Below are 23,974 nucleotides of genomic sequence, written 5' to 3'. Positions count from 1 at the left end.
AGCGCCGCCAGGTCGGGGCGGCCTTCCCTTTTTCGCCAACGCGCACGAGCTCATGCAGGAACGTTACCTTCCCACTACCGTCGAAGCGGCCGCCCAGCAAGACTGGCAGGCCCGCGACGCCTATCTGGTCCACGAACACGCGAAGAACGCCGACGGCTCCGAAAAGCCCAAGTTCTACGCCTGCTCCATGCTGCCCTACCCCAGCGGCAAGCTGCACATGGGTCACGTGCGCAACTACACCATCAACGACATGATGGCGCGCCAGCTGCGCATGCGCGGCTACAACGTGCTGATGCCCATGGGCTGGGACGCCTTCGGCATGCCGGCCGAGAACGCCGCCATCAAGTCCAAGGTGCCGCCGGCTAAGTGGACCTACGACAACATCGCCTATATGAAGAAGCAGATGAAGGCGATGGGTCTGGCGATCGACTGGTCGCGCGAAATGTGCGCCTGCGATCCGCAGTACTACAAATGGAACCAGTGGCTGTTCCTGAAGATGCTCGAAAAGGGCGTGGCCTACCGCAAGACCCAGATCGTCAACTGGGACCCGGTGGACCAGACCGTGCTGGCCAACGAACAGGTCATCGACGGCCGCGGCTGGCGTTCCGGCGCGCCCGTTGAAAAGCGCGAGATCCCGGGCTACTACCTGCGCATCACCGACTACGCCGACGAACTGCTGGGCGCGGTGCAGAACGACCTGCCCGGCTGGCCCGAGCGCGTGCGCCTGATGCAGGAAAACTGGATCGGCAAGTCCGAGGGCCTGCGCTTCGCCTTCCCGCACAAGATCGCGCGCGCCGACGGCCAGCTGATCCAGGACGGCAAACTGTACGTCTTCACCACCCGCGCCGACACCATCATGGGCGTCACCTTCTGCGCGGTCGCCCCCGAGCACCCGCTGGCCACGCACGCCGCTGCTTCCAATCCGCGGCTGGCCGCCTTCATCGAGCAATGCAAGCTCGGCGGCACGACCGAGGCCGAAATGGCCACGCGCGAGAAGGAAGGCATGCCCACCGGCCTGTACGTCACGCACCCGATCACGGGCGCCGAGGTCGAGGTCTGGGTCGGCAACTACGTGCTCATGACCTACGGCGACGGCGCCGTGATGGGCGTGCCGGCGCACGACGAGCGCGATTTCGCCTTCGCGCGCAAGTACCAGCTGCCGATCCGCCAGGTCGTGGCGGTGGCCGGCAAGGAATACTCCGACCAGGCCTGGCAGGAATGGTACGGCGACAAGCAGTCCGGCCTGACGATCAATTCCGGCAAGTACGACGGCCTGTCGCACAAGGAAGCCGTGGACGCCATCGCCGCCGACCTGGGCGCGCAAGGCCTGGGCGAGAAGCAGACCACCTGGCGCCTGCGCGACTGGGGCATCTCGCGCCAGCGCTACTGGGGCACCCCGATCCCCATCATCCACTGCCCGGATTGCGGCCCGGTGCCGGTCCCCGAGAAGGACCTGCCGGTGGTGCTGCCCGACGACCTGATCCCCGACGGCAGCGGCAACCCGCTGGCCAAGAACGAAGCCTTCCTGTCCTGCGCCTGCCCCAGCTGCGGCAAGCCGGCGCGCCGTGAAACCGACACCATGGACACCTTCGTGGACTCGTCCTGGTACTTCATGCGCTACACCTCGCCGGGCAACGACCAGGCCATGGTGGACGGACGCAACGACTACTGGATGCCGATGGACCAGTACATCGGCGGGATCGAGCACGCGGTGCTGCACCTGCTGTACGCCCGGTTCTGGACCAAGGTCATGCGCGACATGGGCATGCTCAACTTCGACGAGCCCTTCACCAAGCTGCTGTGCCAGGGCATGGTGCTGAACCACATCTACTCGCGCAAGAACGCCCAGGGCGGCATCGAATACTTCTGGCCCGAGGAAGTCGAGAACGTCTACGACGCGCGCGGCGCCATCACCGGCGCCAAGCTCAAGTCCGACGGCTCCGACATCACCTACGGCGGCGTGGGCACCATGTCCAAGTCGAAGAACAACGGCGTCGACCCGCAATCGCTGATCGATACGCTGGGCGCCGACACCGCGCGCCTGTTCGTCATGTTCGCCAGCCCGCCCGAGCAGACGCTGGAATGGTCGGATTCGGGCGTGGAAGGCTCGAACCGCTTCCTGCGCCGCCTGTGGTCCATCAGCTACGCGCAGCGCGAAGCCGTGGCGCGCGGCCTGGCCCAGGGCGCCGACTGGGCCGGCGCGCCGGCCCCGGTCAAGGACCTGCGTCGCGAGGTCTACGGCCTGCTCAAGCAAGCCGACTACGACTATCAGCGCATTCAGTACAACACCGTGGTGTCGGCCTGCATGAAGATGCTGAACGCCATCGACGACGCCAAGCTGCCGGACGGCCCGCACGCCGACGCCGCCCGCGCCGAGACGCTGGGCGTCCTGCTGCGCGTGCTGTATCCGGTGGTGCCGCACGTCACCTGGCATCTGTGGCAGGACCTGGGCTACGCCAAGGAGCTGGGCGACCTGCTCGACGCCCCCTGGCCGCACGTGGACGAAGCCGCGCTGATCGCCGACGAGATCGAGCTGATGCTGCAGGTCAACGGCAAGCTGCGCGGCTCGATCCGCGTCGCCGCGCAGGCGGCCCGCGAGGACATCGAGAAGCTCGCGGCCGAACAGGAAGAGGTCGCCCGCTACCTGGAGGGCCGCCCGCCCAAGCGCGTCATCGTGGTTCCGGGCAAACTGGTCAACGTCGTAGGCTGATGAGGTCAAGCATGCACTTCGCCGGGCAACACACGCACTCCCCCCGCCAATCCTGGCTGCTGCGCGGCGCCTGCCTGGCGCTGTTCATGCTGCTCTCCGCCTGCGGCTTCGCGCTGCGGGGCGTCACGCCGATGCCGTTCGAAACGCTGTATGTGGGTATTCCCGACACCACGCAGTTCGGCGCCGACGTGCGCCGCTCGCTGCGTGCGGCTTCGCCCAATACCAAGCTCGTCAACACGCCCAAGGAAGCGCAGGCCATCCTTCAACAGGTCGGCGACGTCCGCAGCTTGCGCGAAGTCTCGCTCAACGCTCAGGGCCGCGTCGAATCGTATGAACTCGGCATCAACTTCACCTTCCGCCTGATCGATGCCAAGGGCAACGCGCTGATCCCGGACACCACGCTGTCGATCTACCGCGAAATGCCGTATGACGACCAGATCGTGCAGGCCAAGCAAGGCCAGATCGAAACGCTGTACAAGGCCATGCAACGCGACCTGGTGTCGCGCCTGCTGCGCCGCATGACCGCGCCCGACGTGCGCAAGGCGTTCGAGAATCCTGGCAAGAACGAGGACGGCGTGGACGCGCCGGTGTACGACCCGAACGCGGCCCAGCCGGTCAACACTCCCGCCCCCTGGCAGACGCCGTCCACCACCGACGCGCCGCTGTCGCGCTAGGCGTCCATGGCACAACCCCTGGACGCGGATCGCCTGGCGGAACACCTGCAGCGGGCCGGCAACCGGCTCGCGCCGATGTATACGGTGTCCGGCGACGAACCGCTGCTCGTCACCGAGGCCGTGGACGCGCTGCGCGCTTCGGCGCGCGGCGCCGGCTACACCGAGCGGCTGTCCATGGTGATGGACGCCCGCAGCGACTGGAGTTCGGTGCTGGCGGCCACGCAAAGCGTGTCGCTGTTCGGCGACCGCCGCATCCTCGAAATCAAGATCCCCACGGGCAAGCCCGGCAAGGCGGGCGCCGACACGCTGGCCCGCCTGGCCGAGCAGGCCGAGGGCCAGTCCGATGCCGACACGCTGGTGCTGATTTCCCTGCCACGGCTGGACAAGGCCACGCGCGAAAGCCGCTGGGTCCAGGCGCTGGCCCGGGGCGGCATGATGGTGGACATCGCCAGCATCGAGCGCGGGCGGCTGCCCGCCTGGGTGGGCATGCGGCTGGCGCGCCAGAACCAGCGCGCCGACAACGCCACCCTGCAATGGATGGCCGACAAGGTCGAGGGCAACCTGCTGGCCGCCCACCAGGAAATCCAGAAGCTGGGCCTGCTCTATCCCGAAGGCCAGCTGGCCGCCGAGGACGTGGAGCGCGCCGTGCTGAACGTGGCCCGCTACGATGTCTTCGGCCTGCGCGACGCCATGCTGGCCGGCGATATTGCCCGCACCATCCGCATGATCGACGGCCTGCGCGCCGAGGGCGAAGCGCTGCCCCTGGTGCTGTGGGCGGTCGGCGAGGAAATCCGCCTGCTCGCGCGCATCGCCGAGGCCCGCGCGCTGGGCCAGGACGCCAACGGCCTGATGCGCCGGCTGCGCATCTTCGGCGCCCACGAACGCCTGGCGCTGCAGGCGCTGTCGCGCGTGCAGCCCGCGGTCTGGCCGGCCGCCGTGCAGCATGCGCATGAAGTCGACCGGCTCATCAAGGGCCTGTCCGTGCCCGGACGCCTGTCCGATCCCTGGGAAGAAATGACGCGGCTGGCGCTGCGCGTGGCCGCCGCCGGCGCCCGACCGTGAAGGCGGCACGGCCGCCTGTCCCTTCCCTGCCCCCGATTTCGCCCGGCCCCTGCCGGCTACACTAACGCCATCCCCCGGCCGCGCCCGCGCCGCCCTATTTCATGATCGACGCCGCCATGTCCTCGTCCACCATCGAACACGCCATGCTCACCCTGGGCGAAAATGCCCGCCGCGCCTCGCGCGCCATGATGCGCGCCAACGGCGCCGCCAAGAACCGGGCGCTGCACGCCATGGCCGACGCACTGGCCGCCAGCCGCGACGAACTCAAGGCCGCCAATGAAAAAGACCTGGCCGCGGCCCGGGCCAATGGCCTGGAACCGGCGCTGCTGGACCGCCTGGCCTTGTCCGACAAGACGCTGGGACTGATGGCCGAGGGCCTGCGCCAGATCGCCGCCCTGCCCGACCCCGTCGGCAGCGTCACCGCCACTTCGCTGCGCCCCAACGGCATGCGCGTCGCGCAGATGCGCGTGCCGCTGGGCGTGATCGGCATCATCTACGAATCGCGCCCCAACGTGACCATCGACGCGGCCGCGCTGTGCCTGAAGTCCGGCAACGCCGCCATCCTGCGCGGCGGCAGCGAGGCGCTGCACTCGAACATCGCGCTGGGCCGCGTGGTCCAGGCCGGCCTGGCGGCCGCCGGACTGCCGCAGGACGCGGTGCAGGTGGTGGCCACGGCCGATCGGGCCGCGGTCGGCAAGCTGATCACCATGACCGAGCACATCGACGTCATCGTGCCGCGCGGCGGCAAGGGCCTGATCGCGCGCCTGGCCCAGGAAGCGCGCGTGCCGCTGATCAAGCACCTGGACGGCAACTGCCACGTCTACATCGACGCGGCCGCCGATCCCGACAAGGGCCACGCCATCGCCATCAACGCCAAGACCTACCGCTACGGCATCTGCGGCGCCATGGAAACGCTGCTGGTGGACGCGGTCGCGGCCGTGTCGATCCTGCCCAGCCTGGCGGCGGACTTCGCCGAGCGCGGCGTCGAACTGCGCGGCTGCCCGCGCACGCTGGCGCTGCTGCCCCATCTCAAGCCCGCCACGGAAGAAGACTGGGGCACCGAGTACCTGGGCCCGGTCCTGGCGGTGCGCATCGTCGACACGCTGGACGATGCCATCGAACACATCGCCCGCTGGGGTTCCGGCCACACCGACGCCATCGTCACCGAGGACCTGTCCGCGGCCCAGCGCTTCCAGCGCGAGGTCGATTCCAGCTCGGTCTACGTGAACCTGCCCACCTGCTTCGCCGACGGCTTCGAGTACGGGCTGGGCGCCGAGATCGGCATTTCGACCAACCGCCTGCACGCGCGCGGCCCGGTCGGACTGGAAGGCCTGACCACGCTGAAATGGGTGCTCAACGGCGAAGGCCAGTTGCGCGGCTGACGCCGCACCTCACGGCAGACACTCATCGCGGCCTGCGCGCCGCGCAACCCCGGAATTCTCGTCATGCATACCCCCGCGCTGGCCTTGGCCTTCAGCCTGTTCGTGCTGTGCTTCGTCACCTGCTCGATCAGCGGCATCGTGCTGTTCTTCTTCAAGGCCAAACAGATCAACGCCCGGCTCAAGCATCCCTACCTGGAGCACCGGGCCTTCAACCAGTATCCGCTGGCCATCCAGGCGGCGATCATGCTCGATTATTTCTTCCGGCTGATGTTCCCCGGCACGCGTTTCTGGCTCGTCGGCAACGCCAACCGCCTGCTGGCCCATGTGGATCCGAAGCAGGTGCCGCTGTCGCTCAAGTGGCCGGTAGTGGGCTTCTGGGGCGCCTGCTGGCTCGGGCTGATCGCCATGATCGCCCTGTGGACCCTGCTGTTCCTGGGAATGTGACGCCATGCGAATCCTGATCGAAGAGTATCCCGGCAGCGTCGACGCCGCCCGTTTCCTGATCGCCGCCCGCGACGCCGGCGTGCCCGGCCCGCGCCTGCCCGCCGATTGCCGGCCGCAGACGCAGGGCCAGGCCTTCGCCGTGCAACGCAGCACCGCCCGCCTGCTGCGCGAAACGCGGCGCGACGACATCGCCGCCTGGAAGAGCGCGCTACCCACGCCCGAAAAATCCGTGGTGGCTCCCATCTACACATCCACCGTCCATTTCAGCGCCGCCTCGCCAGTACCCGCGCAGGGCGCCGTCGTGCGCGTCGAACCCGAGATCGCCTTCGAACTGGCGCGCGATCTGCCGGCGCGAGCACAGCCCTACAGCGAAGCCGAGATCGATGCCGCCGTCGGCGGCGCCCGGCTGGCGCTGGAAGTGCTGGGGTGCCGCTATGCGCTGCCGGAGCACGCCAGCCTGCCCGAGCTGCTGGCCGACCACATGTTCAACCAGGGCCTGGTGCTGGGACCGCGCATCGCGTCCGCCGACGACGCGCCCGCCAGCATGACCATCACGCTGTCCGTGGACGGCCAGGATGCCGAGCAGCACGCGGGCATCCATCCCAACGGCCGGCCCAAGGCCGGTCTGTACTGGCTGGCGAACTTCCTGCGTGAACAAGGCGCCGGCCTGCGCGCCGGCCAGCATGTCATCACCGGCTCGTATGCCGGCTTCCTGGACGTGCCGGCGGGCCGCGATCTCGAGATCGCCTACGGCGACCTGGGCGTGCTGCGCCTGCGCTTCGAAGCACGCGGCTGAACGGCGCGGCCGGCGCCCGCCTATACTGTGGCGCCGGTCCGCGCGCATGCCGCGCGCGGCGTCACCTGGCGCATACGCGCCCCCGCCACCATGCTGACCCTGCGCCCGCTCACGGCAGAAGACCATTCCCTCCTTGCCGGCTGGTTCTCCAGCCTTGCCGATGTCGTCCAATGGGGCGGCTCGCAGCTCTCCTATCCGCTCACGCCGCTGCACGTGGAAACCATGCTGGCCGAAGGCCGGAGCACGCCGCCCGCGCGCCGCTGCTGGATGGTTTGCCGCAATGGCGCGCCGGTCGGACATGCGCAGCTCGCCTATGAATGGCATGACGGCAACGCGCGCCTGGGCCGCGTCGCCGTCGCGCCCGCCATGCGCGGCCAGGGACTGGCCCGCCCGCTGACGGCGCTGATGATCCAGGAAGCGTTCAGCACGCCGGGCATCGAGCGGCTGGAGCTGAACGTCTACATGTTCAACCAGCCCGCCCTGCGCACCTATGAAGCGCTGGGATTCAAGCTCGAAGGCGTGCGTCGCGCGTCGACGCGGGTCGGCGAGCAGCGATGGGATACCGGCATCATGGGGCTGCTGCGCCACGAGTGGCAGGCCGGCGCCGGCCAGCATGGCGTGCCATCCCTGACGGGTTGAGGCGCGCCGCGCGCGCCCGCCAGCAGTTTGATATCCGACGCAGAATCCCCGCTGGATCAAACCTCGAGGCTGGCTGCGGCATCCGCGTCCGGCTTCGACGCCGACCTCAGGCTTCGGGTTCGGCGATGTCGATCGGCTGGCCCGCCGCCTCGATCACCTCGCCCGCGGCCAGGCACAGGTCCTCGCGGTAACGGCCCGCCATGAGCTGCACGCCCACCGGGATCGTCCCCTTCGCGCCCGGCACGCTGCCCATGGCCACGGACAGGGCCGGCAAGCCCATGAACGGCACGCCGATCTGCGGCATCTGCGCGCGCCAGACGCGCGCATAGGCTTCGTCGCCGGCCAGATCGAGCTGGTCCGGGAAAGGCAGCTCGGCCGACACCGGCAAGAGCAGCACCGGGTACTCGGCGAAGAACAGTTCCCACTGCCGCGTCAGCGTGGCGCGCCGCGTGAGCAGGGCGGAGTACCTGGCTAGGTCCATGCCGGCGGCGCGTTCGCGCTGCCCGGCCAGCGCGACCTGGGCGCCCCGGTCACCTTCCTTGCGCGCGGCCTCGACCATGGCGTCGTAGCCATCGGCCAGCCACATGCGGATCTGCAGATCGGCGGCTTCCTTCAGCGGCGGGATCGCGTCCAGCGTATCGACGCGCCAGCCGGCCTCGCCCAGGCGTCGGGCCGCGTCCTGCAGCGCCTTGACCACCGCGGGCTCGGTCTCCAGGCCATCGGGATAGAAACACAGCGCCACGCGCTTCGGCACGGCCGGCCCCTCCAGCGGCGCGGGCGCCCACCACGGATCGCGCGGATCGGGCGCGGCCATCGCGGCCAGCCCCAGGCGCAAGTCGGCGATGCTGCGCGCCAAGGGACCGGACACGGCGGTGATCTGCCCGCCCAGCGAGCGCTCGGGCAAGGCCGCGTTAAAGGCCGCCACGCGGCCCAGCGTGGGCCGCAGGCCATGCACGCCGCAAGCATAGGCCGGATAGCGGATCGAGCCGGCGATATCGGTGCCGTGCGCGATATGACCGATGCCGGCGGCCACGGCCGCGGCGGCGCCGCCAGACGAGCCGCCAGGCGTGAGCGCGGCATTGCGCGGATTGCGCGTATCGCCGTGCAGCTGGTTGCTGGTGAACCAGCGCAGCGAAAACGCCGGCGTGTTGGTGCGACCGAGCACCACCGCGCCGGCGCGCAGCAGGTTGTCGACGACCGGGTTGTTGGCCTGGGCGATCACGTCCTTCTGCAGCGTCACGCCATTGGTGGTGGCATAGCCGGCCTGGTCCACATTGACCTTCACCGTGACCGGCACGCCGGCCAGCGGGCCCGGGTCTTCGCCGCGCGCCAGCCGCTGGTCCAGGGCGGCGGCCTGCGACAGCGCATCCTCGGGTCGATGATCGACCACGGCGTTGATGCGGGAATTGACGGCATCGAGCCGCGCCAGCGCGCTTTGCGCGGCCTGCACGGCGGACACTTCACGTTTGCGGATCAGGCTGGCAAGCTCAGCGGCGGACAGACGCCAAAGTTCGGACACGCGCGACTCCTGGTGGATGGGATCATCGGACAAGACGGGAGCGTCAACCTTAGCGCCGCTTGCGCGCGGCCACAAGCGGCGCAGCCAGCAGGCCCGCGCGCGGTCCGGTCCTATTCCTGCTCGAACACCTCGACGATGGCATCGGCCACGGCGCGCACCCGCGCGGTCCGGTTCAGGTCGCCGTGCATCACCAGCCACAGGTCATAGGAACCGGCCCGCTGCGGCCAGATGCGGACCAGTTCCGGATGGCGCGCCGCCATATGCACGGGCAGCTCGCCGATGCCCAGCCCGGCCCGCACGGCATCGATGATCATCATGGCGGAGTTCAGCTCGATGGCGACGTGGCCATTGCCGGTGGGCTCGCCGCAGAAGGCATCGGACCAGCCCGGCAACGCCGACTGCTGATAGGTCACCAGCGCGTGCCCGGCGAAGGCCGTGCCCGGCTTGGGTTCGCCGCGCTGGAGCAGATAGGACGGCGCGGCATACAGCCCGGTGTCCTTGCGCGCGAGATGACGATGGATCAGGTCGGGACTGTCGGGCCGGACGTTGCGGATCGCCAGATCGGCTTCGCGCCGCGTCAGGTTGCTCAGCTTGATCGAGGTCGACAGCGATATCGTGATGTCCGGGTGCCGCGCATGCAGGCGCTTGACCGCGTCCATCACGAAGTAGCTGCCGATGGCTTCCGAGGAGGCCATGCGCACGACGCCCGACAGGCGATGATCCAGCCCCTGCATCTGGCGCTGCAGCTGGTCTGCCGCCTGCTCCATGCGTTCAGCGGCCGCGAAAGCCAGCTCCCCGGCGGCGGTCGGCACATAGCCGGCCGGCGTGCGCAGGAACAGGCGCGCGTCCAGCGACCGTTCCAGCGCGGCCAGGCGCCGGCCCGCCGTGGCCTGGTCGATCTGCAGCAGCGCGGCCGCGCCGCGCAGCGTGCCGTTGCGATAGATGGCGAGGAATACCCGCGCGTTGTCCCAATCCATATCGCTCCCCCAAAGGACGCGGTGCATCCGCCATCGATGCAAATTTGCATCATGGAGACGCATTTATACGGCTTTTTTGCATTTCATGCAGCGCCTACATTGGCAGCCCCGGCCTCGAAAAACGCAATGCCCCATGAATACCGCCTGCACTCACCCCCCTGTTCGCGCCACACCCGCCGCGCCCGCGGCAACCGCCAGCCTCATGCCGCTGGCCACGCTGGCGATCGGCTTCATCATGGCCATGCTCGACGTCACCGTGGTCAATGTCGCCCTGCCCGGCATCGCCGCGCAATTCGGCGTCCCCCTGACCGACCTGGTGTGGATCGCCGACGCCTACACCCTGGCTTTCGCGGCGCTGCTGCTCGCGGCCGGCGCGCTGGCCGACCGCTACGGGGCCAAGACCATCTACCAGGCGGGACTGGCCGTGTTCACACTGGCCTCGTTGCTGTGCGGCATGGCGCCCGACGGCCCCGCGTTGATCGCCGCGCGCATGCTGCAGGGCGTGGGCGCGGCGCTGTTCATGCCCAGTTCGCTCAGCCTGCTGACGCACGCCTATACGGAAGAACGCACCCGCAACCGCATGCTGGGCACCTGGTCCGCCATCGTGGCCGTGGCCGGCGCATCGGGCCCCTTGCTGGGCGGCGTGCTGATCCATCAGTTCGGCTGGCGCGGCATCTTTCTCATCAATCTGCCGTTGGGGCTGGCGGGTCTGTGGCTGGCCAGCCGCCGCATCCAGCCGGCGCCGCGCCGCCCGCGCGCGCTCAACGCATCCAGTCACCTGCTCGGCATGGCCGCGCTGGCGACCGCCAGCTACGCGCTGATCGAAGGCAATGCCTATGGCTGGTCCTCGCCCCGCATCGCGACGGCCATCGCGCTGGCGCTGGCGGCGGCGATCCTGCTGGTGCGGCGCGAGCGCCGCCACGCCGATCCCATCCTGCCGCGCGCGCTGTTCGAAACGCCGCGCTTCGCGGCCGCGAACGGCGTGGGATTCCTGATCAATCTGGGCGGCTACGGCCAGCTGTTCCTGATCAGCCTGTTCCTGCAGCAGGCGCGCGGCGCGGACGCATTGCAGACCGGCATCCAGATGGTGCCCATGCTGGCGATATTTTCGATCGGCAACCTGGCCTCGGGCCGCATCGCGGCGCGCTGGAATGTGTCGGCCGCGCTGCTGGGCGGCCTGTCCATCGCCACGGTACTGAGCGCGGCCAGCATCGTCGCCATGTCGCCCGGCATGCCTTACTGGTGCTTCGCGCTGCTGGCGACCGGCGCCAATCTGGGCCTGGGCCTCGTGGTGCCGGCCATGACCAGCCTGGTGATGCAGGTATCGGGCACCGCCCACGCCAACAGCGGCGCGGCCGCGTTGAACGCCAACCGTCAGTCCGGCACGCTGGTGGGCGTGGCGCTGATGGGCACCATCCTGCACCGGGCGCCCGACTGGAACGACAGCCTGCCCCTGGCCTACGCCGTCATCGCGGCCAGCTATCTGTGCGCCGGCCTGCTGGCCGCGCGCTATCTCCGCCGTGCACGCAATCGTTGACGCGACGCGCGGCCCTCTTCAGCCGCGCAGGATGGCCACGCCGCGGCCCGCAAAATAGCGGTCGAACACGGCGGGCGCCAAGCGCGCGTCCGCCTGTGTGCCAGGCCGGCCGTCGACCGCCGGTTCGCCTGAGGGATTGTGGAACACGATCTCGTCCGCGCTGGCGCGCGTCACCAGCACCAGATGCCCGCCCTTCTTCGGCGGCGGCTGGTCGGGCCAGCGGATCGACGGATGCACCGACGCCATGAAGAACTCGGCCTCGTCCAGCAAGGCCGGTAGCGCGGCCGTTGCAAGGTCCACATGCACGCGCGCGCGCAGGCCGTGTACCTCTTCCACATAGCGCACGAAGGGCGCGTAGATCATGCCCTTGATCTCGTCGCCGTCCACCGTATAGGCGCCATAAGGCAGGCTGGCTCGCGCAAGCGCCAGCGTGGGATGGACGCGTCCGGTGCGCGCGGCCAGCACCATCTTCAGGCAGGCCATGCCGCAGACATGGCTGGCCCAGCGCGCGTACTCGTCGACGTCGGCCGCGCCGGAATCGGCCCAGGCCGGATCGTCCTTCAGGTCCAGTTCGCCGCGGATGATGGCCCCGGCCAGGTGGGCGGATTCCCATTGGCAGAAATAGGGCACGGCGGCGCCCGCGTTCGACGCCGCGCGGGCATGAGGTCCGTCCTGGATGCTGTCCATCTTCTCTCCTGGCATGGGTTGGGCCGGACGTATCTTGCCGTCTGCGCCGCGTCATGGCAACGGTCCCCGCTTTGCTTCACAATGCTGGCGTTACACAACCGACCAGGAGTCTTCCCATGCCGCATCCGTCCACGCATCCCGCCATCCGCCGTGTCGCCATCGTCGGCGCCGGCACCATCGGCGCGAGTTGGGCCGCGCTGTTCCTGGCGCATGGCCTGGAAGTGGTGGTCAGCGACCCGGCCCCCGACGCCGAGCCGCTGACCCGCGAACGGGTGCGCGCCGCCTGGCCGGTGCTGGCCGAGTTGGGTCACGTGGCCGCCGGCGCCAATCCCGACGCGCTGCGCTTCGAGCCCGACCTGGAGGCCGCCCTGAAGGACGCAGACTTCGTGCAGGAAAACGCGCCGGAACGCGAGGACTTCAAGACCGCGCTATTCGCGCGCATGGACGCCGCGCTGCCCGCGCACGCCATCGTCGCGTCCAGCTCGTCCGGCCTGATCATGAGCCGCCTGCAATCCGGCTGTGCGCGGCCCGAGCGCTTCGTGATCGGCCATCCCTTCAATCCCCCGCACCTGATCCCGCTGGTCGAAGTGGTGGGCGGCAAGCAGACCTCCGAGGAAACGATCGAACGCGCCATCGCCTTCTATCGCGAGCTTGGCAAGTACCCGATCCGCCTGAACAAGGAAGTGCCGGGCCATATCGCCAACCGCCTGCAGGCGGCGGTCTGGCGCGAAGCCATCCATCTGGCGGCCGAGAACGTCGCCAGCGTGGCGGATATCGATGCCGCCGTCTCTCAGGGCCCGGGCCTGCGCTGGGCGCTGTTCGGCCCGCACATGACCTTCAACCTGGGCGGCGGCGCGGGCGGACTGAGTCATTTCATGGACCATCTGCTGGGACCGGTGCAGACCTGGTGGGACGACCTGGGCGCGCCCGAGGTCACGCCCGAGCTGCGCCAGCGGCTGATCGCAGGCGTCAACGCCGAAGCCGGCGGCCGCAGCATCGCCGAGCTGGCGCAGGCGCGCGACGCGGATCTCACGGCCCTGCTGAAGACGCTGCGCCGCTGAGCGACCGGCGGACCGGCAAGCCAAGGCCCGCCGCGCGCGTCGCGCCGGCGGGCTGGTATCCTGGCATGATCCGCCGCCTTTCCCGACCATCACAGGATTCTGCGCCCATGACGACGCTCCCGATTTCCGTTACGCACGACGCCGGGCATTCACGCTTCATCGCAACCGTCGACGGCGTGCCATGCGTGCTCGACTATCAGTTGCAGGACGGCATCATGTCCATCGTGCACACCGGCGTTCCGTCCGAAGTCGGCGGGCGCGGCATTGCCGCCGAGCTGACCCGCCATGCGCTGGAGACGGCGCGCGCGCAGGGCTGGCGCGTGCGCCCGCTGTGCTCCTACGCGGCGGTGTACATGCGGCGTCACCCTGAATACAACGACCTGCTGGCCTGAGCGCCCTTACTCACGTGACCCGCAAAGCCGACGCCGCCACGCAACCCTGTCCCTGTGAAAGCGGCAAGCGCTACGCCGAATGCTGCGGCCGCTGGCATGCCGGCCCGCAGTTCCTGCAGGCGCCCGACGCCGAGGCCCTGATGCGCTCGCGCTACAGCGCCTTCGTGCTGGATCGACTGGACTATCTGCTCGCGACCTGGCATCCGGATACGCGCCCCACTGCGCTGGAACCCAACCCGGCCGATCTCAAATGGCTGGGACTGTCGATCAAGCGCGCACAGACGCAAGACGCCGATCACGCAACCGTGGAATTCGTCGCGCGCAGCCGCCAGGCAGGCCGCGCGCACCGCATGCATGAGCTCAGCCGCTTCGTGCGTGAGCAGGGTCAGTGGTTCTACGTCGACGGCGACGTGGACTGAATCGGCCGGTCCGGCATCACGCGGATTGGCCGGACACCCGCCGCCGACGCGTGTCGCGGCTCCCCAGGGCATGAGCACGTGGCGAGCGAGCCCCGGTCTTGCTCGGCGTCCCGGCCTGACAACGCGCCGAGGCGTTGGCCGCATCAGACGGCACACGAGCCACCGATGGCCTGTTCCAGGGCGCCGATCAGATCCCGATGCGCCATGGACAAGCCCCGATGCTCGCCAACAATGGCCAGTTCGGTCGCCGGCGCGGCCTCGAAACCGTGCTTCCTGCCCAACACGGCCTGACCCGGCAGGCGCGCGTAGGCCGGCAGCAGGCTGACGCCCAATCCTGCGGCCACGGCCGCCTGCACCCCGGCCAGGCTATGGCTGTGGTACGCCGCATGCCAGGCGCGCCCGGCGCTTTCCAGCGCGTAGATCATGCGCTTGCGATAGATGCAGCCCTGCGGGAACAGCACCAGCGGCACGGACGCCGCCTCGCGGACGATGCGCGGCTCTCCCACCCATACCAAGGCTTCCGGCCATGCTGCCAGGCAAGGACCATCGCCCGGTTCGCGCTTGACCAGCGCCAGATCCAGCGCGCCCGCCGCCAGGCGCTCGCGTAGCCCCGCGCTCATGCCGCTGACGGTCTCCAGGCGCAGGTCCGGATGACGGGCGCTAAACTTCGCCAGCAGCACGGTCAGGCGCGCAACGTCGAAATCTTCCGGCACACCCAGCCGCAGCACTCGCGCCGAGCGCGGCGCCGACAGTACTTGCTGCGCCTCATCAGCGATCGCCAGCAGGCGGCGCGCATACGCCAGCATCAGCTCGCCGTCTTCGGTCGCGGACACGTTGCTGCCCGTCCGGTCGCGCAGCAACAGGGTCTTGCCGACGGCCTGCTCCAACTTGCGCACCTGCTGGCTGACCGTGGACTGGGTCCGGTGCACGCGGCTGGCCGCGCGCGTGAAGCTGCCTTCGTCGACCACGCACACCAGCGTCCTGAGCAATTCCAGATCGAGCATGGCTTATAGATATCCAATAAATAACTGACTTCAGTTTTTTTATTAATTTTACTACTCACAAGCGCGGCACTACGCTGGCGATGGGCCTCGCGCCTGCCAACAGCTGTATCCGCAAACATGAGGACGCTCCATGCCGCTCACCGCTCTTCCCCGGCCTCAATGGCTGACCTTCGATTGCTATGGCACCCTGATTCAATGGGATGAAGGCCTGCAAGCCGCCGTCGCCCGCATCCTGGGCCCGTCCGCGCAGAGCGGCCCGCTGCCGTCGCCGGAACAGTTCCTGCACGTCTACGATGGTCATGAACATCGGCTCGAACGCACGCCGCCGCACCAGCGCTTCGCCGACATCACGCGGGAATCGTTGCACCTGACGATGCGCGAGCTGGGCATGGCGTATCGCCCCGAGGACGCCGATACGCTGATCGGCGGCATCTCGGCCATGCCGCCCTTCCCCGAAGTCGTGGACACGCTGGGCGCGCTGAAGCAGGCCGGCTTCCGTCTGTGCATCATCTCGAATACCGACGACGCCATCATCGCCGGCAATGTCTCGCAGATGGGCGGCCACATCGATCGCGTCATTACGGCCGAGCAGGCCGGCGCCTACAAACCTTCGCGCCAGATCTTCGCCCACGCGCACGCCAGCCTGGGCGTCACGCCCGACCAGGTCGTCCATATCTGCGCCAGCCCTCATCTCGATCACGCCGCTGCGCGCGACATCGGCTTTCGCTGTGTCTGGATCGACCGGGGCACAGGCCGCCAATGCTTGCCTGACTACCGTCCCGACGCTACCGTATCCACCTTGGATCAGGTCATCGGCCTGTTCCGCCAAGCGGGCTGGATCTGACCAGCGCTTTCCTCTTACCAGCAAAGGCTGTCATGAACCACGATTCCAAGGTCACTGAAGCGCTGTTTCATTCAGAGCCCATCCATGCGCTGCGTGCCGATCTGGCGCTGGCCTTGAGAGCGGCCGCGGCGCATGGTCTGGGCGAAGGCGTCTGCAATCATTTCAGTGTGGCCTTGCCAGGCGATTCGGACCTCTTCCTGCTCAATCCACGCGGGCTGATGTGGCACGAGGTTCAAGCCGAGGACATCGTGCTCATCGATGCCCAGGGCAACAAGCTGGCGGGTCGACATGCCGTGGAACCGACCGCCATGTTCATTCATGCAGCCATCCATCGCATTGCCGGCAAGGCCTGTGTGCTGCATACCCACATGCCCCACGCCACGGCATTGACGCTGACCTCGGACCGGGCGCTGGACACCACTCTGTCGCAGAACGCCATGCGCTTTCACGGCAGGCTCGCGATCGACCGCGACTATAACGGGCTGGCGCTGGATGTCAGCGAAGGCGAACGCATCGCGCACGCCATGCAGGGCGCGGATATCGTGTTCCTGGCCAATCACGGTGTGGTGGTATGCGGCGAGCGGCTGGACTACGCTTACGACGATCTGTTCTATCTGGAGCGCGCCTGCCAGGCGCAGGTGCTCGCGCAATCGACGGGGCGTCCGCTGGCGCCGGTGAATCCGGAGCTGGCCGGCAAAGTGGCGGCGCAGGTGCAATCCGAGCGCTTGCAGTCGGCGCTGTTCTTCGAGGCGTTGCGGCGGCAACTGAGCTAGAAGCGTTCTTGCGGCAGGCGGTGGAACGGATCAGCGAGTTTCTGGCTGCCAGCCCGGGCATGCCGTGCCGTAGTCAGAAGCAGACCTTGCCACGCTCAAGGGCAGCAGTCCTGCGGAAGTAGCTGGCGTTAAAGCCTCTCTGCAAATCCGAGGCGCTTATAGCGTCCGCATCCCGGATAGACCGGTGCGGCCCGCATTCCCGCCAGAGCCTCGCGGACGGGGCGTGTGGTCACCAGCAGGCGACCCGCATGCGGCCGCGATGGCAGGCGCCCGGTTCGCGCGCACAGCGATGCAACGTAAAAGGCCCCGCGGCGCGAGCCGCGGGGCCTTTCTTGTGTTCATGTCTTGCGCGAGCCATGGCTGTAGCGGGCCTGTGCCTGGCGCTGGTCTGTCCGCCCTCGAGGCGCCACAGCATTTGCGTGCGCACAAAAACAAAACCCCGCAGCGGTGAGCTGCGGGGTTCTGAGCAATAAAAGCCTGACGATGACCTACTTTCACAGACGTCCGTCCACTATCATCGGCGCAAAGTCGTTTCACTGTCCTGTTCGGGATGGGAAGGAGTGGGACCAACTCGCTATGGTCGTCAGGCGTAACCGGTTGAGCGCGCGCCTAGGGCATGCGCTCCAATCTTGGAAGAAACACAACAGGCGCATCAGAGAGTTCTCTCGATGATCGCGCACTCGGGTTGTAATCGATGTTGGCTGGCTGCTGACGGGGCAGCCAGATTTTGTATTGAACGACACTTGTATACGCTATACACCAGGTCATAACCATCAGTGTTATAGGATCAAGCCTCACGAGCAATTAGTATCGGTTAGCTTAACGCATTACTGCGCTTCCACACCCGACCTATCAACGTCCTGGTCTCGAACGACTCTTTAGGGGGATCAAGTCCCCGGGATACCTAATCTTCAGACGAGTTTCCCGCTTAGATGCCTTCAGCGGTTATCTCTTCCGTACTTAGCTACCCGGCAATGCCATTGGCATGACAACCGGTACACCAGAGGTACGTCCACTCCGGTCCTCTCGTACTAGGAGCAGGCTCCGTCAAGTATCCAACGCCCACGGCAGATAGGGACCAAACTGTCTCACGACGTTTTAAACCCAGCTCACGTACCTCTTTAAATGGCGAACAGCCATACCCTTGGGACCGGCTACAGCCCCAGGATGAGATGAGCCGACATCGAGGTGCCAAACACCGCCGTCGATATGAACTCTTGGGCGGTATCAGCCTGTTATCCCCAGAGTACCTTTTATCCGTTGAGCGATGGCCCTTCCATTCAGAACCACCGGATCACTATGTCCTGCTTTCGCACCTGTTCGACTTGTCAGTCTCACAGTCAAGCACGCTTATGCCATTGCACTATCAGCACGATTTCCGACCGTACCTAGCGTACCTTCGAACTCCTCCGTTACACTTTGGGAGGAGACCGCCCCAGTCAAACTGCCCACCATGCACTGTCCCCGATCCGGATAACGGACCAAGGTTAGAACCGCAAACAAACCAGGGTGGTATTTCAAGGATGGCTCCACGTGATCTAGCGACCACGCTTCAAAGCCTCCCACCTATCCTACACAGGCCGGTTCACAGTCCAATGCAAAGCTACAGTAAAGGTTCATGGGGTCTTTCCGTCTAGCCGCGGGTAGATTGCATCATCACAAACACTTCAACTTCGCTGAGTCTCAGGAGGAGACAGTGTGGCCATCGTTACGCCATTCGTGCAGGTCGGAACTTACCCGACAAGGAATTTCGCTACCTTAGGACCGTTATAGTTACGGCCGCCGTTTACCGGGGCTTCGATCAAGAGCTTGCACCCCATCACTTAACCTTCCGGCACCGGGCAGGCGTCACACCCTATACGTCGACTTTCGTCTTTGCAGAGTGCTGTGTTTTTAATAAACAGTCGCAGCCACCGATTCTCTGCGACCCCATCATGCTAAGCGCGCAGGCGCTTCACACTACCGGGGTATACCTTCTCCCGAAGTTACGGTATCAATTTGCCGAGTTCCTTCTCCTGAGTTCTCTCAAGCGCCTTGGAATATTCATCCCGTCCACCTGTGTCGGTTTGCGGTACGGTCTCGTACAGCTGAAGCTTAGAGGCTTTTCTTGGAACCACTTCCAATCACTTCGCAAGCTATGCTCGCTCGTGCCATACCCTTGATTTACGCGCCCGGATTTGCCTAAGCGCCATCTTCGATACAGCAACAGGGACATCCAACACCCTGATGATCTTCCGCGATCCGTCCCCCCATCGCACTGTACGACGGTGCTGGAATATTAACCAGCTTCCCATCAGCTACGCATCTCTGCCTCGCCTTAGGGGCCGACTCACCCTGCGCCGATGAACGTTGCGCAGGAAACCTTGGACTTACGGCGAGGGGGCTTTTCACCCCCTTTATCGCTACTCATGTCAGCATTCGCACTTCTGATACCTCCAGCAGCCTTTACAAGCCACCTTCGCAGGCTTACAGAACGCTCTCCTACCGCGTGCACAAAGTGCACACCCGCAGCTTCGGTTTATCGCTTAGCCCCGTTACATCTTCCGCGCAGGACGACTCGATCAGTGAGCTATTACGCTTTCTTTAAAGGATGGCTGCTTCTAAGCCAACCTCCTGACTGTCTATGCCTTCCCACTTCGTTTCCCACTTAGCGATAATTCGGGACCTTAGCTGGCGGTCTGGGTTGTTTCCCTCTTGAGTCCGGACGTTAGCACCCGGTGCTCTGTCTCCCAAGCTGTACTTGCAGGTATTCGGAGTTTGCCATAGTTTGGTAAGTCGCCATGACCCCCTAGCTATAACAGTGCTCTACCCCCTGCAGTAATACTTGAGGCACTACCTAAATAGTTTTCGGAGAGAACCAGCTATTTCCAGATTTGTTTAGCCTTTCACCCCTATCCACAGCTCATCCCCTAATTTTTCAACATTAGTGGGTTCGGTCCTCCAGCACGTGTTACCGTGCCTTCAACCTGGCCATGGATAGATCATCTGGTTTCGGGTCTACACCCAGCGACTGAATCGCCCTATTCGGACTCGCTTTCGCTACGGCTTCCCTATTCGGTTAACCTTGCCACTGAATGTAAGTCGCTGACCCATTATACAAAAGGTACGCAGTCACCCCTTACGAGGCTCCTACTGTTTGTATGCATACGGTTTCAGGATCTATTTCACTCCCCTTCCGGGGTTCTTTTCGCCTTTCCCTCACGGTACTGGTTCACTATCGGTCGATCACGAGTATTTAGCCTTGGAGGATGGTCCCCCCATCTTCAAACAGGATTTCACGTGTCCCGCCCTACTTTTCTTACGCTTAGTTCCACACTCAAGATTTCATCTACAGGGCTATCACCTGCTACGGCCGGGCTTTCCATCCCGTTCGATTATCCTGAATGCTAAAACGTAAAGGCTCTTCCGATTTCGCTCGCCACTACTTTCGGAATCTCGGTTGATTTCTTTTCCTCGAGCTACTGAGATGTTTCAGTTCACCCGGTTCGCTTCCACTGACCTATGTATTCAGTCAGGGATACTCCTTGCGGAGTGGGTTTCCCCATTCGGATATCTGCGGATCAAAGCTTGTTTGCCAGCTCCCCGCAGCTTTTCGCAGGCTACTACGTCCTTCATCGCCTGTGATCGCCAAGGCATCCACCATATGCACTTAGTCGCTTGATCCTATAACGCTGTAGGCTATAGGACCTGAGTATTAGCGTTTGTGCCGTTCATAAGTTTCAAAGCAGTCTGAAGTTATTCACTTCAGTCTTGAGAACTTGGAACAAAATTAATGCAATCACAACCCGTACCCATCTTCATCAGCCAAGCTGACTACTCGATGAGCACATTTTGTTGTGCTTCTTCCAGATTGTTAAAGAACAAATATAGCTGTCAGGTAAAACCTAACTCATAAAACCGTCTGCAATCTGCACACGACGCTATGAGTTAGCCTCTACTTCTCACCAGGCGATCAACCTTCGTCAATCAGTGGTGGAGGTGAACGGGATCGAACCGATGACATCCTGCTTGCAAAGCAGGCGCTCTCCCAGCTGAGCTACACCCCCATATCCCACGACGCTTACCGCGCCCTGCGAATACCTGGTGGGTCTGGTTGGATTCGAACCAACGACCCCCGCCTTATCAAGACGGTGCTCTAACCGACTGAGCTACAGACCCAAAACCTTCTCGGATCAGTAGTCAGAAGTCATGGACACAGGGAGGAATCCCTCTACCCAAGCCCACAACCGATCCCAGCTATATCAAACAACCGATAAGAGTGGACGCTTAACACGAGCACTAAGCTCTGAAAGGAGGTGATCCAGCCGCACCTTCCGATACGGCTACCTTGTTACGACTTCACCCCAGTCATGAATCCTACCGTGGTAATCGCCCCCCTTGCGGTTAGGCTAACTACTTCTGGTAAAACCCACTCCCATGGTGTGACGGGCGGTGTGTACAAGACCCGGGAACGTATTCACCGCGACATGCTGATCCGCGATTACTAGCGATTCCGACTTCACGCAGTCGAGTTGCAGACTGCGATCCGGACTACGATCGGGTTTCTGGGATTGGCTCCCCCTCGCGGGTTGGCGACCCTCTGTCCCGACCATTGTATGACGTGTGAAGCCCTACCCATAAGGGCCATGAGGACTTGACGTCATCCCCACCTTCCTCCGGTTTGTCACCGGCAGTCTCATTAGAGTGCCCTTTCGTAGCAACTAATGACAAGGGTTGCGCTCGTTGCGGGACTTAACCCAACATCTCACGACACGAGCTGACGACAGCCATGCAGCACCTGTGTTCCGGTTCTCTTGCGAGCACTCCTAAATCTCTTCAGGATTCCAGACATGTCAAGGGTAGGTAAGGTTTTTCGCGTTGCATCGAATTAATCCACATCATCCACCGCTTGTGCGGGTCCCCGTCAATTCCTTTGAGTTTTAATCTTGCGACCGTACTCCCCAGGCGGTCAACTTCACGCGTTAGCTGCGCTACCAAGGCCCGAAGGCCCCAACAGCTAGTTGACATCGTTTAGGGCGTGGACTACCAGGGTATCTAATCCTGTTTGCTCCCCACGCTTTCGTGCATGAGCGTCAGTGTTATCCCAGGAGGCTGCCTTCGCCATCGGTGTTCCTCCGCATATCTACGCATTTCACTGCTACACGCGGAATTCCACCTCCCTCTGACACACTCTAGCTCGGTAGTTAAAAATGCAGTTCCAAAGTTAAGCTCTGGGATTTCACATCTTTCTTTCCGAACCGCCTGCGCACGCTTTACGCCCAGTAATTCCGATTAACGCTTGCACCCTACGTATTACCGCGGCTGCTGGCACGTAGTTAGCCGGTGCTTATTCTGCAGGTACCGTCAGTTCCACGGGGTATTAGCCCGCGACGTTTCTTTCCTGCCAAAAGTGCTTTACAACCCGAAGGCCTTCATCGCACACGCGGGATGGCTGGATCAGGGTTGCCCCCATTGTCCAAAATTCCCCACTGCTGCCTCCCGTAGGAGTCTGGGCCGTGTCTCAGTCCCAGTGTGGCTGGTCGTCCTCTCAAACCAGCTACGGATCGTCGCCTTGGTGAGCCGTTACCTCACCAACTAGCTAATCCGATATCGGCCGCTCCAATAGTGCAAGGTCTTACGATCCCCTGCTTTCCCCCGTAGGGCGTATGCGGTATTAGCTACGCTTTCGCGTAGTTATCCCCCGCTACTGGGCACGTTCCGATACATTACTCACCCGTTCGCCACTCGCCGCCAGACCGAAGTCCGCGCTGCCGTTCGACTTGCATGTGTAAAGCATCCCGCTAGCGTTCAATCTGAGCCAGGATCAAACTCTTCAGTTTAATCTCTGTATAAATTCGTATTTCTTAGTTCCGAAGAACCGAGTCATACGTCGCTACTCAAAGGAAGTGAGGTATGTTCTTAGACTTGACATCTAAGGCACTTCACTTCTAGTGAGCACTTGATTTCTTGTGCTTGCGATCAAACCAGGTAAACCCGGCCCGATCACTGCGCACTCGCATCAAGCGCCCACACTTATCGGTTGTTTAATTGTTAAAGAGCGGTACTGCCAAATTCTGTACTACTTCGCCTCAACTGCCGTTAACTTCAGCGACTTTCGAAGAATCAGGTCTTTCAACCCGCTTTCGCGTCGCTGCTGTCTCAGCAGCAGAGAAACGAGATTATGAAGAAGTTTTTATCGCTTGTCAAGTCAGCGTCGCGTTTAATTTCGCTTCACCCACTTGACGGCGACCCCTTCAGGTCTCGCCGGAAAACCCTTTCGGATCTCCCTCTTAGCAGCTATCGAAACATCAGGGTATTCCCTAACCTTTCGGCAACCGCCAAGCCCGAAACTATAACACAACTTTTGCAGATTATGCAACCGGCTTTTGCCTAATTTGCATCCTATCTTGCAACCCTGCTTTCTGGTCGCCTGTGCTTTCGCTCAAACTTCCTATCCGCAGCTTCGATTCAATTTGCATCGCATCGAAGGTTGGCTACACCTCGGTTGGCTTGCCATCTTGTTCAGACTGCCCACCCGGGTTAACCCTGAATCAACATCACCAGCCAAGCCCAAAACTATAACACACTATTGCAGTCTGTGCAACTGGCTTCTGCCTGATTTGCACCGAACCTTGCAATAACCGCTTGGCGCTCAACGCCCCGAAGGACCTCGTTTGCCGCTGCGGCAGATCGCTGGAAAAACCAACAACCCGTTGCGTCCTGCTTGGCTTCGCGGTTCAGAAAACTGCTTGAACTGCGAAGGAGCGAGACTATAGCACAGAAATTTCGCTTGTCACACGGCGGTCGTAAAAAAGATGTTGGCTGCCGAGCGCAGGACGCAATCTGTGGCGAGATCGCTCCGGCTTCGCTGGTGTGTTGCGGCCAGCCTATATAGAGATGGCCCTGGTCTTGCCTCGCTCCTAACCCATTGCCTGAGGACTCCGACGCCGGCTCCGCTTCTGACGCCGCGAAGCCCCGAGTGCGACGGACTTATTCGCCGCGATCTGGCAGCCGCACTGGCGCCACCTCTTTATCCCTATATGTATAGGATGCGACGACACACCATATATATATA

17 protein-coding genes, 2 tRNA genes and 3 rRNA genes are annotated in these 23,974 nt (G+C 64.2%); 13 read left to right on the top strand and 9 right to left on the bottom strand.

Going from position 1 to position 23,974, the window contains the following annotated elements:
- The first annotated feature begins 52 nt into the window (after positions 1-52).
- The 7 genes from leuS (at position 53) to C2U31_RS15930 (ending at position 7,707) form a co-directional block, all read left to right on the top strand.
- On the top strand, positions 53-2,710 hold the full coding sequence (leuS, locus tag C2U31_RS15960) for a leucine--tRNA ligase (RefSeq protein WP_103273653.1): 2,658 nt from the start codon (positions 53-55) through the stop codon (positions 2,708-2,710).
- A gap of 11 nt (positions 2,711-2,721) precedes the next feature.
- On the top strand, positions 2,722-3,384 hold the full coding sequence (lptE, locus tag C2U31_RS15955) for an LPS assembly lipoprotein LptE (protein ID WP_103273652.1): 663 nt from the start codon (positions 2,722-2,724) through the stop codon (positions 3,382-3,384).
- A gap of 6 nt (positions 3,385-3,390) precedes the next feature.
- Entirely contained in the window at positions 3,391-4,446 is a 1,056-nt protein-coding gene (holA, locus tag C2U31_RS15950) for a DNA polymerase III subunit delta (RefSeq protein WP_103273651.1), read from the top strand.
- Positions 4,447-4,547: 101 nt separating this feature from the next.
- Positions 4,548-5,828 (top strand): glutamate-5-semialdehyde dehydrogenase, encoded by a 1,281-nt coding sequence (locus C2U31_RS15945; RefSeq protein WP_103273650.1) that lies wholly within the window; start codon positions 4,548-4,550, stop codon positions 5,826-5,828.
- Positions 5,829-5,891: 63 nt separating this feature from the next.
- A complete protein-coding gene (locus tag C2U31_RS15940) occupies positions 5,892-6,272 on the top strand; it encodes a hypothetical protein (RefSeq protein WP_199770828.1) in 381 nt (126 codons plus the stop codon).
- A 4-nt stretch (positions 6,273-6,276) separates the two neighbouring features.
- Positions 6,277-7,068: a 2-keto-4-pentenoate hydratase gene (locus C2U31_RS15935; RefSeq protein WP_103273649.1), complete on the top strand. Its 792-nt coding sequence runs from the start codon at positions 6,277-6,279 to the stop codon at positions 7,066-7,068.
- A gap of 90 nt (positions 7,069-7,158) precedes the next feature.
- Positions 7,159-7,707, top strand: coding sequence for a GNAT family N-acetyltransferase (locus tag C2U31_RS15930; protein ID WP_103276397.1), 549 nt, complete (start codon positions 7,159-7,161; stop codon positions 7,705-7,707).
- A gap of 106 nt (positions 7,708-7,813) precedes the next feature.
- On the opposite strand, the gene C2U31_RS15925 is transcribed toward C2U31_RS15930, so the two are convergent.
- Together C2U31_RS15925 and C2U31_RS15920 are read right to left on the bottom strand one after the other, a co-directional pair.
- A complete protein-coding gene (locus tag C2U31_RS15925; RefSeq protein WP_103276396.1) occupies positions 7,814-9,226 on the bottom strand; it encodes an amidase family protein in 1,413 nt (470 codons plus the stop codon).
- A 110-nt stretch (positions 9,227-9,336) separates the two neighbouring features.
- Positions 9,337-10,203 (bottom strand): LysR family transcriptional regulator, encoded by an 867-nt coding sequence (locus tag C2U31_RS15920; RefSeq protein ID WP_103273648.1) that lies wholly within the window; start codon positions 10,201-10,203, stop codon positions 9,337-9,339.
- 133 nt (positions 10,204-10,336) lie between these two features.
- Here C2U31_RS15920 and C2U31_RS15915 point away from each other — a divergent pair, with 133 nt between their 5' ends.
- Positions 10,337-11,740, top strand: a complete 1,404-nt coding sequence (locus C2U31_RS15915; protein ID WP_103273647.1) for an MFS transporter — start codon at positions 10,337-10,339, stop codon at positions 11,738-11,740.
- Positions 11,741-11,758: 18 nt separating this feature from the next.
- Here C2U31_RS15915 and C2U31_RS15910 read toward each other — a convergent pair whose 3' ends face one another.
- Entirely contained in the window at positions 11,759-12,427 is a 669-nt protein-coding gene (locus C2U31_RS15910) for a hypothetical protein (protein ID WP_103273646.1), read from the bottom strand.
- A 116-nt stretch (positions 12,428-12,543) separates the two neighbouring features.
- Between C2U31_RS15910 and C2U31_RS15905 the strand changes: the two genes are divergently transcribed.
- The 3 genes from C2U31_RS15905 (at position 12,544) to C2U31_RS15895 (ending at position 14,299) form a co-directional block, all read left to right on the top strand.
- The gene (locus tag C2U31_RS15905) at positions 12,544-13,488 is read left to right on the top strand and encodes a 3-hydroxyacyl-CoA dehydrogenase NAD-binding domain-containing protein (RefSeq protein ID WP_103273645.1); all 945 of its coding nucleotides are present in this window, start codon (positions 12,544-12,546) and stop codon (positions 13,486-13,488) included.
- A gap of 107 nt (positions 13,489-13,595) precedes the next feature.
- Positions 13,596-13,880, top strand: coding sequence for a GNAT family N-acetyltransferase (locus C2U31_RS15900; protein ID WP_103273644.1), 285 nt, complete (start codon positions 13,596-13,598; stop codon positions 13,878-13,880).
- 14 nt (positions 13,881-13,894) lie between these two features.
- A complete protein-coding gene (locus C2U31_RS15895) occupies positions 13,895-14,299 on the top strand; it encodes a YchJ family protein (protein ID WP_103273643.1) in 405 nt (134 codons plus the stop codon).
- 143 nt (positions 14,300-14,442) lie between these two features.
- On the opposite strand, the gene C2U31_RS15890 is transcribed toward C2U31_RS15895, so the two are convergent.
- Positions 14,443-15,303 (bottom strand): LysR substrate-binding domain-containing protein, encoded by an 861-nt coding sequence (locus C2U31_RS15890; RefSeq protein WP_103273642.1) that lies wholly within the window; start codon positions 15,301-15,303, stop codon positions 14,443-14,445.
- A gap of 130 nt (positions 15,304-15,433) precedes the next feature.
- On the opposite strand from C2U31_RS15890, the gene C2U31_RS15885 reads away from it, so the two are divergent.
- Both C2U31_RS15885 and C2U31_RS15880 read left to right on the top strand, forming a co-directional pair.
- On the top strand, positions 15,434-16,147 hold the full coding sequence (locus C2U31_RS15885) for a haloacid dehalogenase type II (RefSeq protein WP_103273641.1): 714 nt from the start codon (positions 15,434-15,436) through the stop codon (positions 16,145-16,147).
- 32 nt (positions 16,148-16,179) lie between these two features.
- Complete coding sequence (locus tag C2U31_RS15880) at positions 16,180-16,920, top strand: aldolase (protein WP_103273640.1); 741 nt, start codon at positions 16,180-16,182, stop codon at positions 16,918-16,920.
- 475 nt (positions 16,921-17,395) lie between these two features.
- Here C2U31_RS15880 and rrf read toward each other — a convergent pair.
- The 5 genes from rrf to C2U31_RS15855 form a co-directional block, all read right to left on the bottom strand.
- A 5S ribosomal RNA gene (gene rrf / locus C2U31_RS15875) occupies positions 17,396-17,508 on the bottom strand.
- 195 nt (positions 17,509-17,703) lie between these two features.
- Positions 17,704-20,583 (bottom strand): 23S ribosomal RNA (locus C2U31_RS15870).
- A 307-nt stretch (positions 20,584-20,890) separates the two neighbouring features.
- A tRNA-Ala gene (locus C2U31_RS15865) sits at positions 20,891-20,966 on the bottom strand.
- A 35-nt stretch (positions 20,967-21,001) separates the two neighbouring features.
- Positions 21,002-21,078: transfer RNA gene (locus tag C2U31_RS15860), tRNA-Ile, on the bottom strand.
- Positions 21,079-21,208: 130 nt separating this feature from the next.
- Positions 21,209-22,739: ribosomal RNA gene (locus C2U31_RS15855) — 16S ribosomal RNA — on the bottom strand.
- The 16S, 23S and 5S rRNA genes sit together here with 2 tRNA genes alongside, the layout of an rRNA operon.
- Positions 22,740-23,974: the final 1,235 nt, after the last annotated feature.

The organism is Achromobacter sp. AONIH1 (genome assembly GCF_002902905.1).
Classification (GTDB): domain Bacteria; phylum Pseudomonadota; class Gammaproteobacteria; order Burkholderiales; family Burkholderiaceae_B; genus Achromobacter.
The sequence above is the reverse complement of the archived record's forward strand: the minus strand, read 5'-3'. Positions and strand labels throughout refer to the sequence as shown.

Coding starts and splice junctions, on each gene's coding strand:
- C2U31_RS15945 (WP_103273650.1), top strand. CDS start 4,548: ATGATCGACGCCGCCATGTCCTCGTCCACCATCGAACACGCCATGCTC.
- C2U31_RS15905 (WP_103273645.1), top strand. CDS start 12,544: ATGCCGCATCCGTCCACGCATCCCGCCATCCGCCGTGTCGCCATCGTC.
- C2U31_RS15930 (WP_103276397.1), top strand. CDS start 7,159: ATGCTGACCCTGCGCCCGCTCACGGCAGAAGACCATTCCCTCCTTGCC.
- holA (WP_103273651.1), top strand. CDS start 3,391: ATGGCACAACCCCTGGACGCGGATCGCCTGGCGGAACACCTGCAGCGG.
- C2U31_RS15935 (WP_103273649.1), top strand. CDS start 6,277: ATGCGAATCCTGATCGAAGAGTATCCCGGCAGCGTCGACGCCGCCCGT.
- C2U31_RS15885 (WP_103273641.1), top strand. CDS start 15,434: ATGCCGCTCACCGCTCTTCCCCGGCCTCAATGGCTGACCTTCGATTGC.
- leuS (WP_103273653.1), top strand. CDS start 53: ATGCAGGAACGTTACCTTCCCACTACCGTCGAAGCGGCCGCCCAGCAA.
- C2U31_RS15910 (WP_103273646.1), bottom strand. CDS start 12,427: ATGGACAGCATCCAGGACGGACCTCATGCCCGCGCGGCGTCGAACGCG.
- C2U31_RS15900 (WP_103273644.1), top strand. CDS start 13,596: ATGACGACGCTCCCGATTTCCGTTACGCACGACGCCGGGCATTCACGC.
- lptE (WP_103273652.1), top strand. CDS start 2,722: ATGCACTTCGCCGGGCAACACACGCACTCCCCCCGCCAATCCTGGCTG.
- C2U31_RS15880 (WP_103273640.1), top strand. CDS start 16,180: ATGAACCACGATTCCAAGGTCACTGAAGCGCTGTTTCATTCAGAGCCC.
- C2U31_RS15940 (WP_199770828.1), top strand. CDS start 5,892: ATGCATACCCCCGCGCTGGCCTTGGCCTTCAGCCTGTTCGTGCTGTGC.
- C2U31_RS15890 (WP_103273642.1), bottom strand. CDS start 15,303: ATGCTCGATCTGGAATTGCTCAGGACGCTGGTGTGCGTGGTCGACGAA.
- C2U31_RS15915 (WP_103273647.1), top strand. CDS start 10,337: ATGAATACCGCCTGCACTCACCCCCCTGTTCGCGCCACACCCGCCGCG.
- C2U31_RS15920 (WP_103273648.1), bottom strand. CDS start 10,203: ATGGATTGGGACAACGCGCGGGTATTCCTCGCCATCTATCGCAACGGC.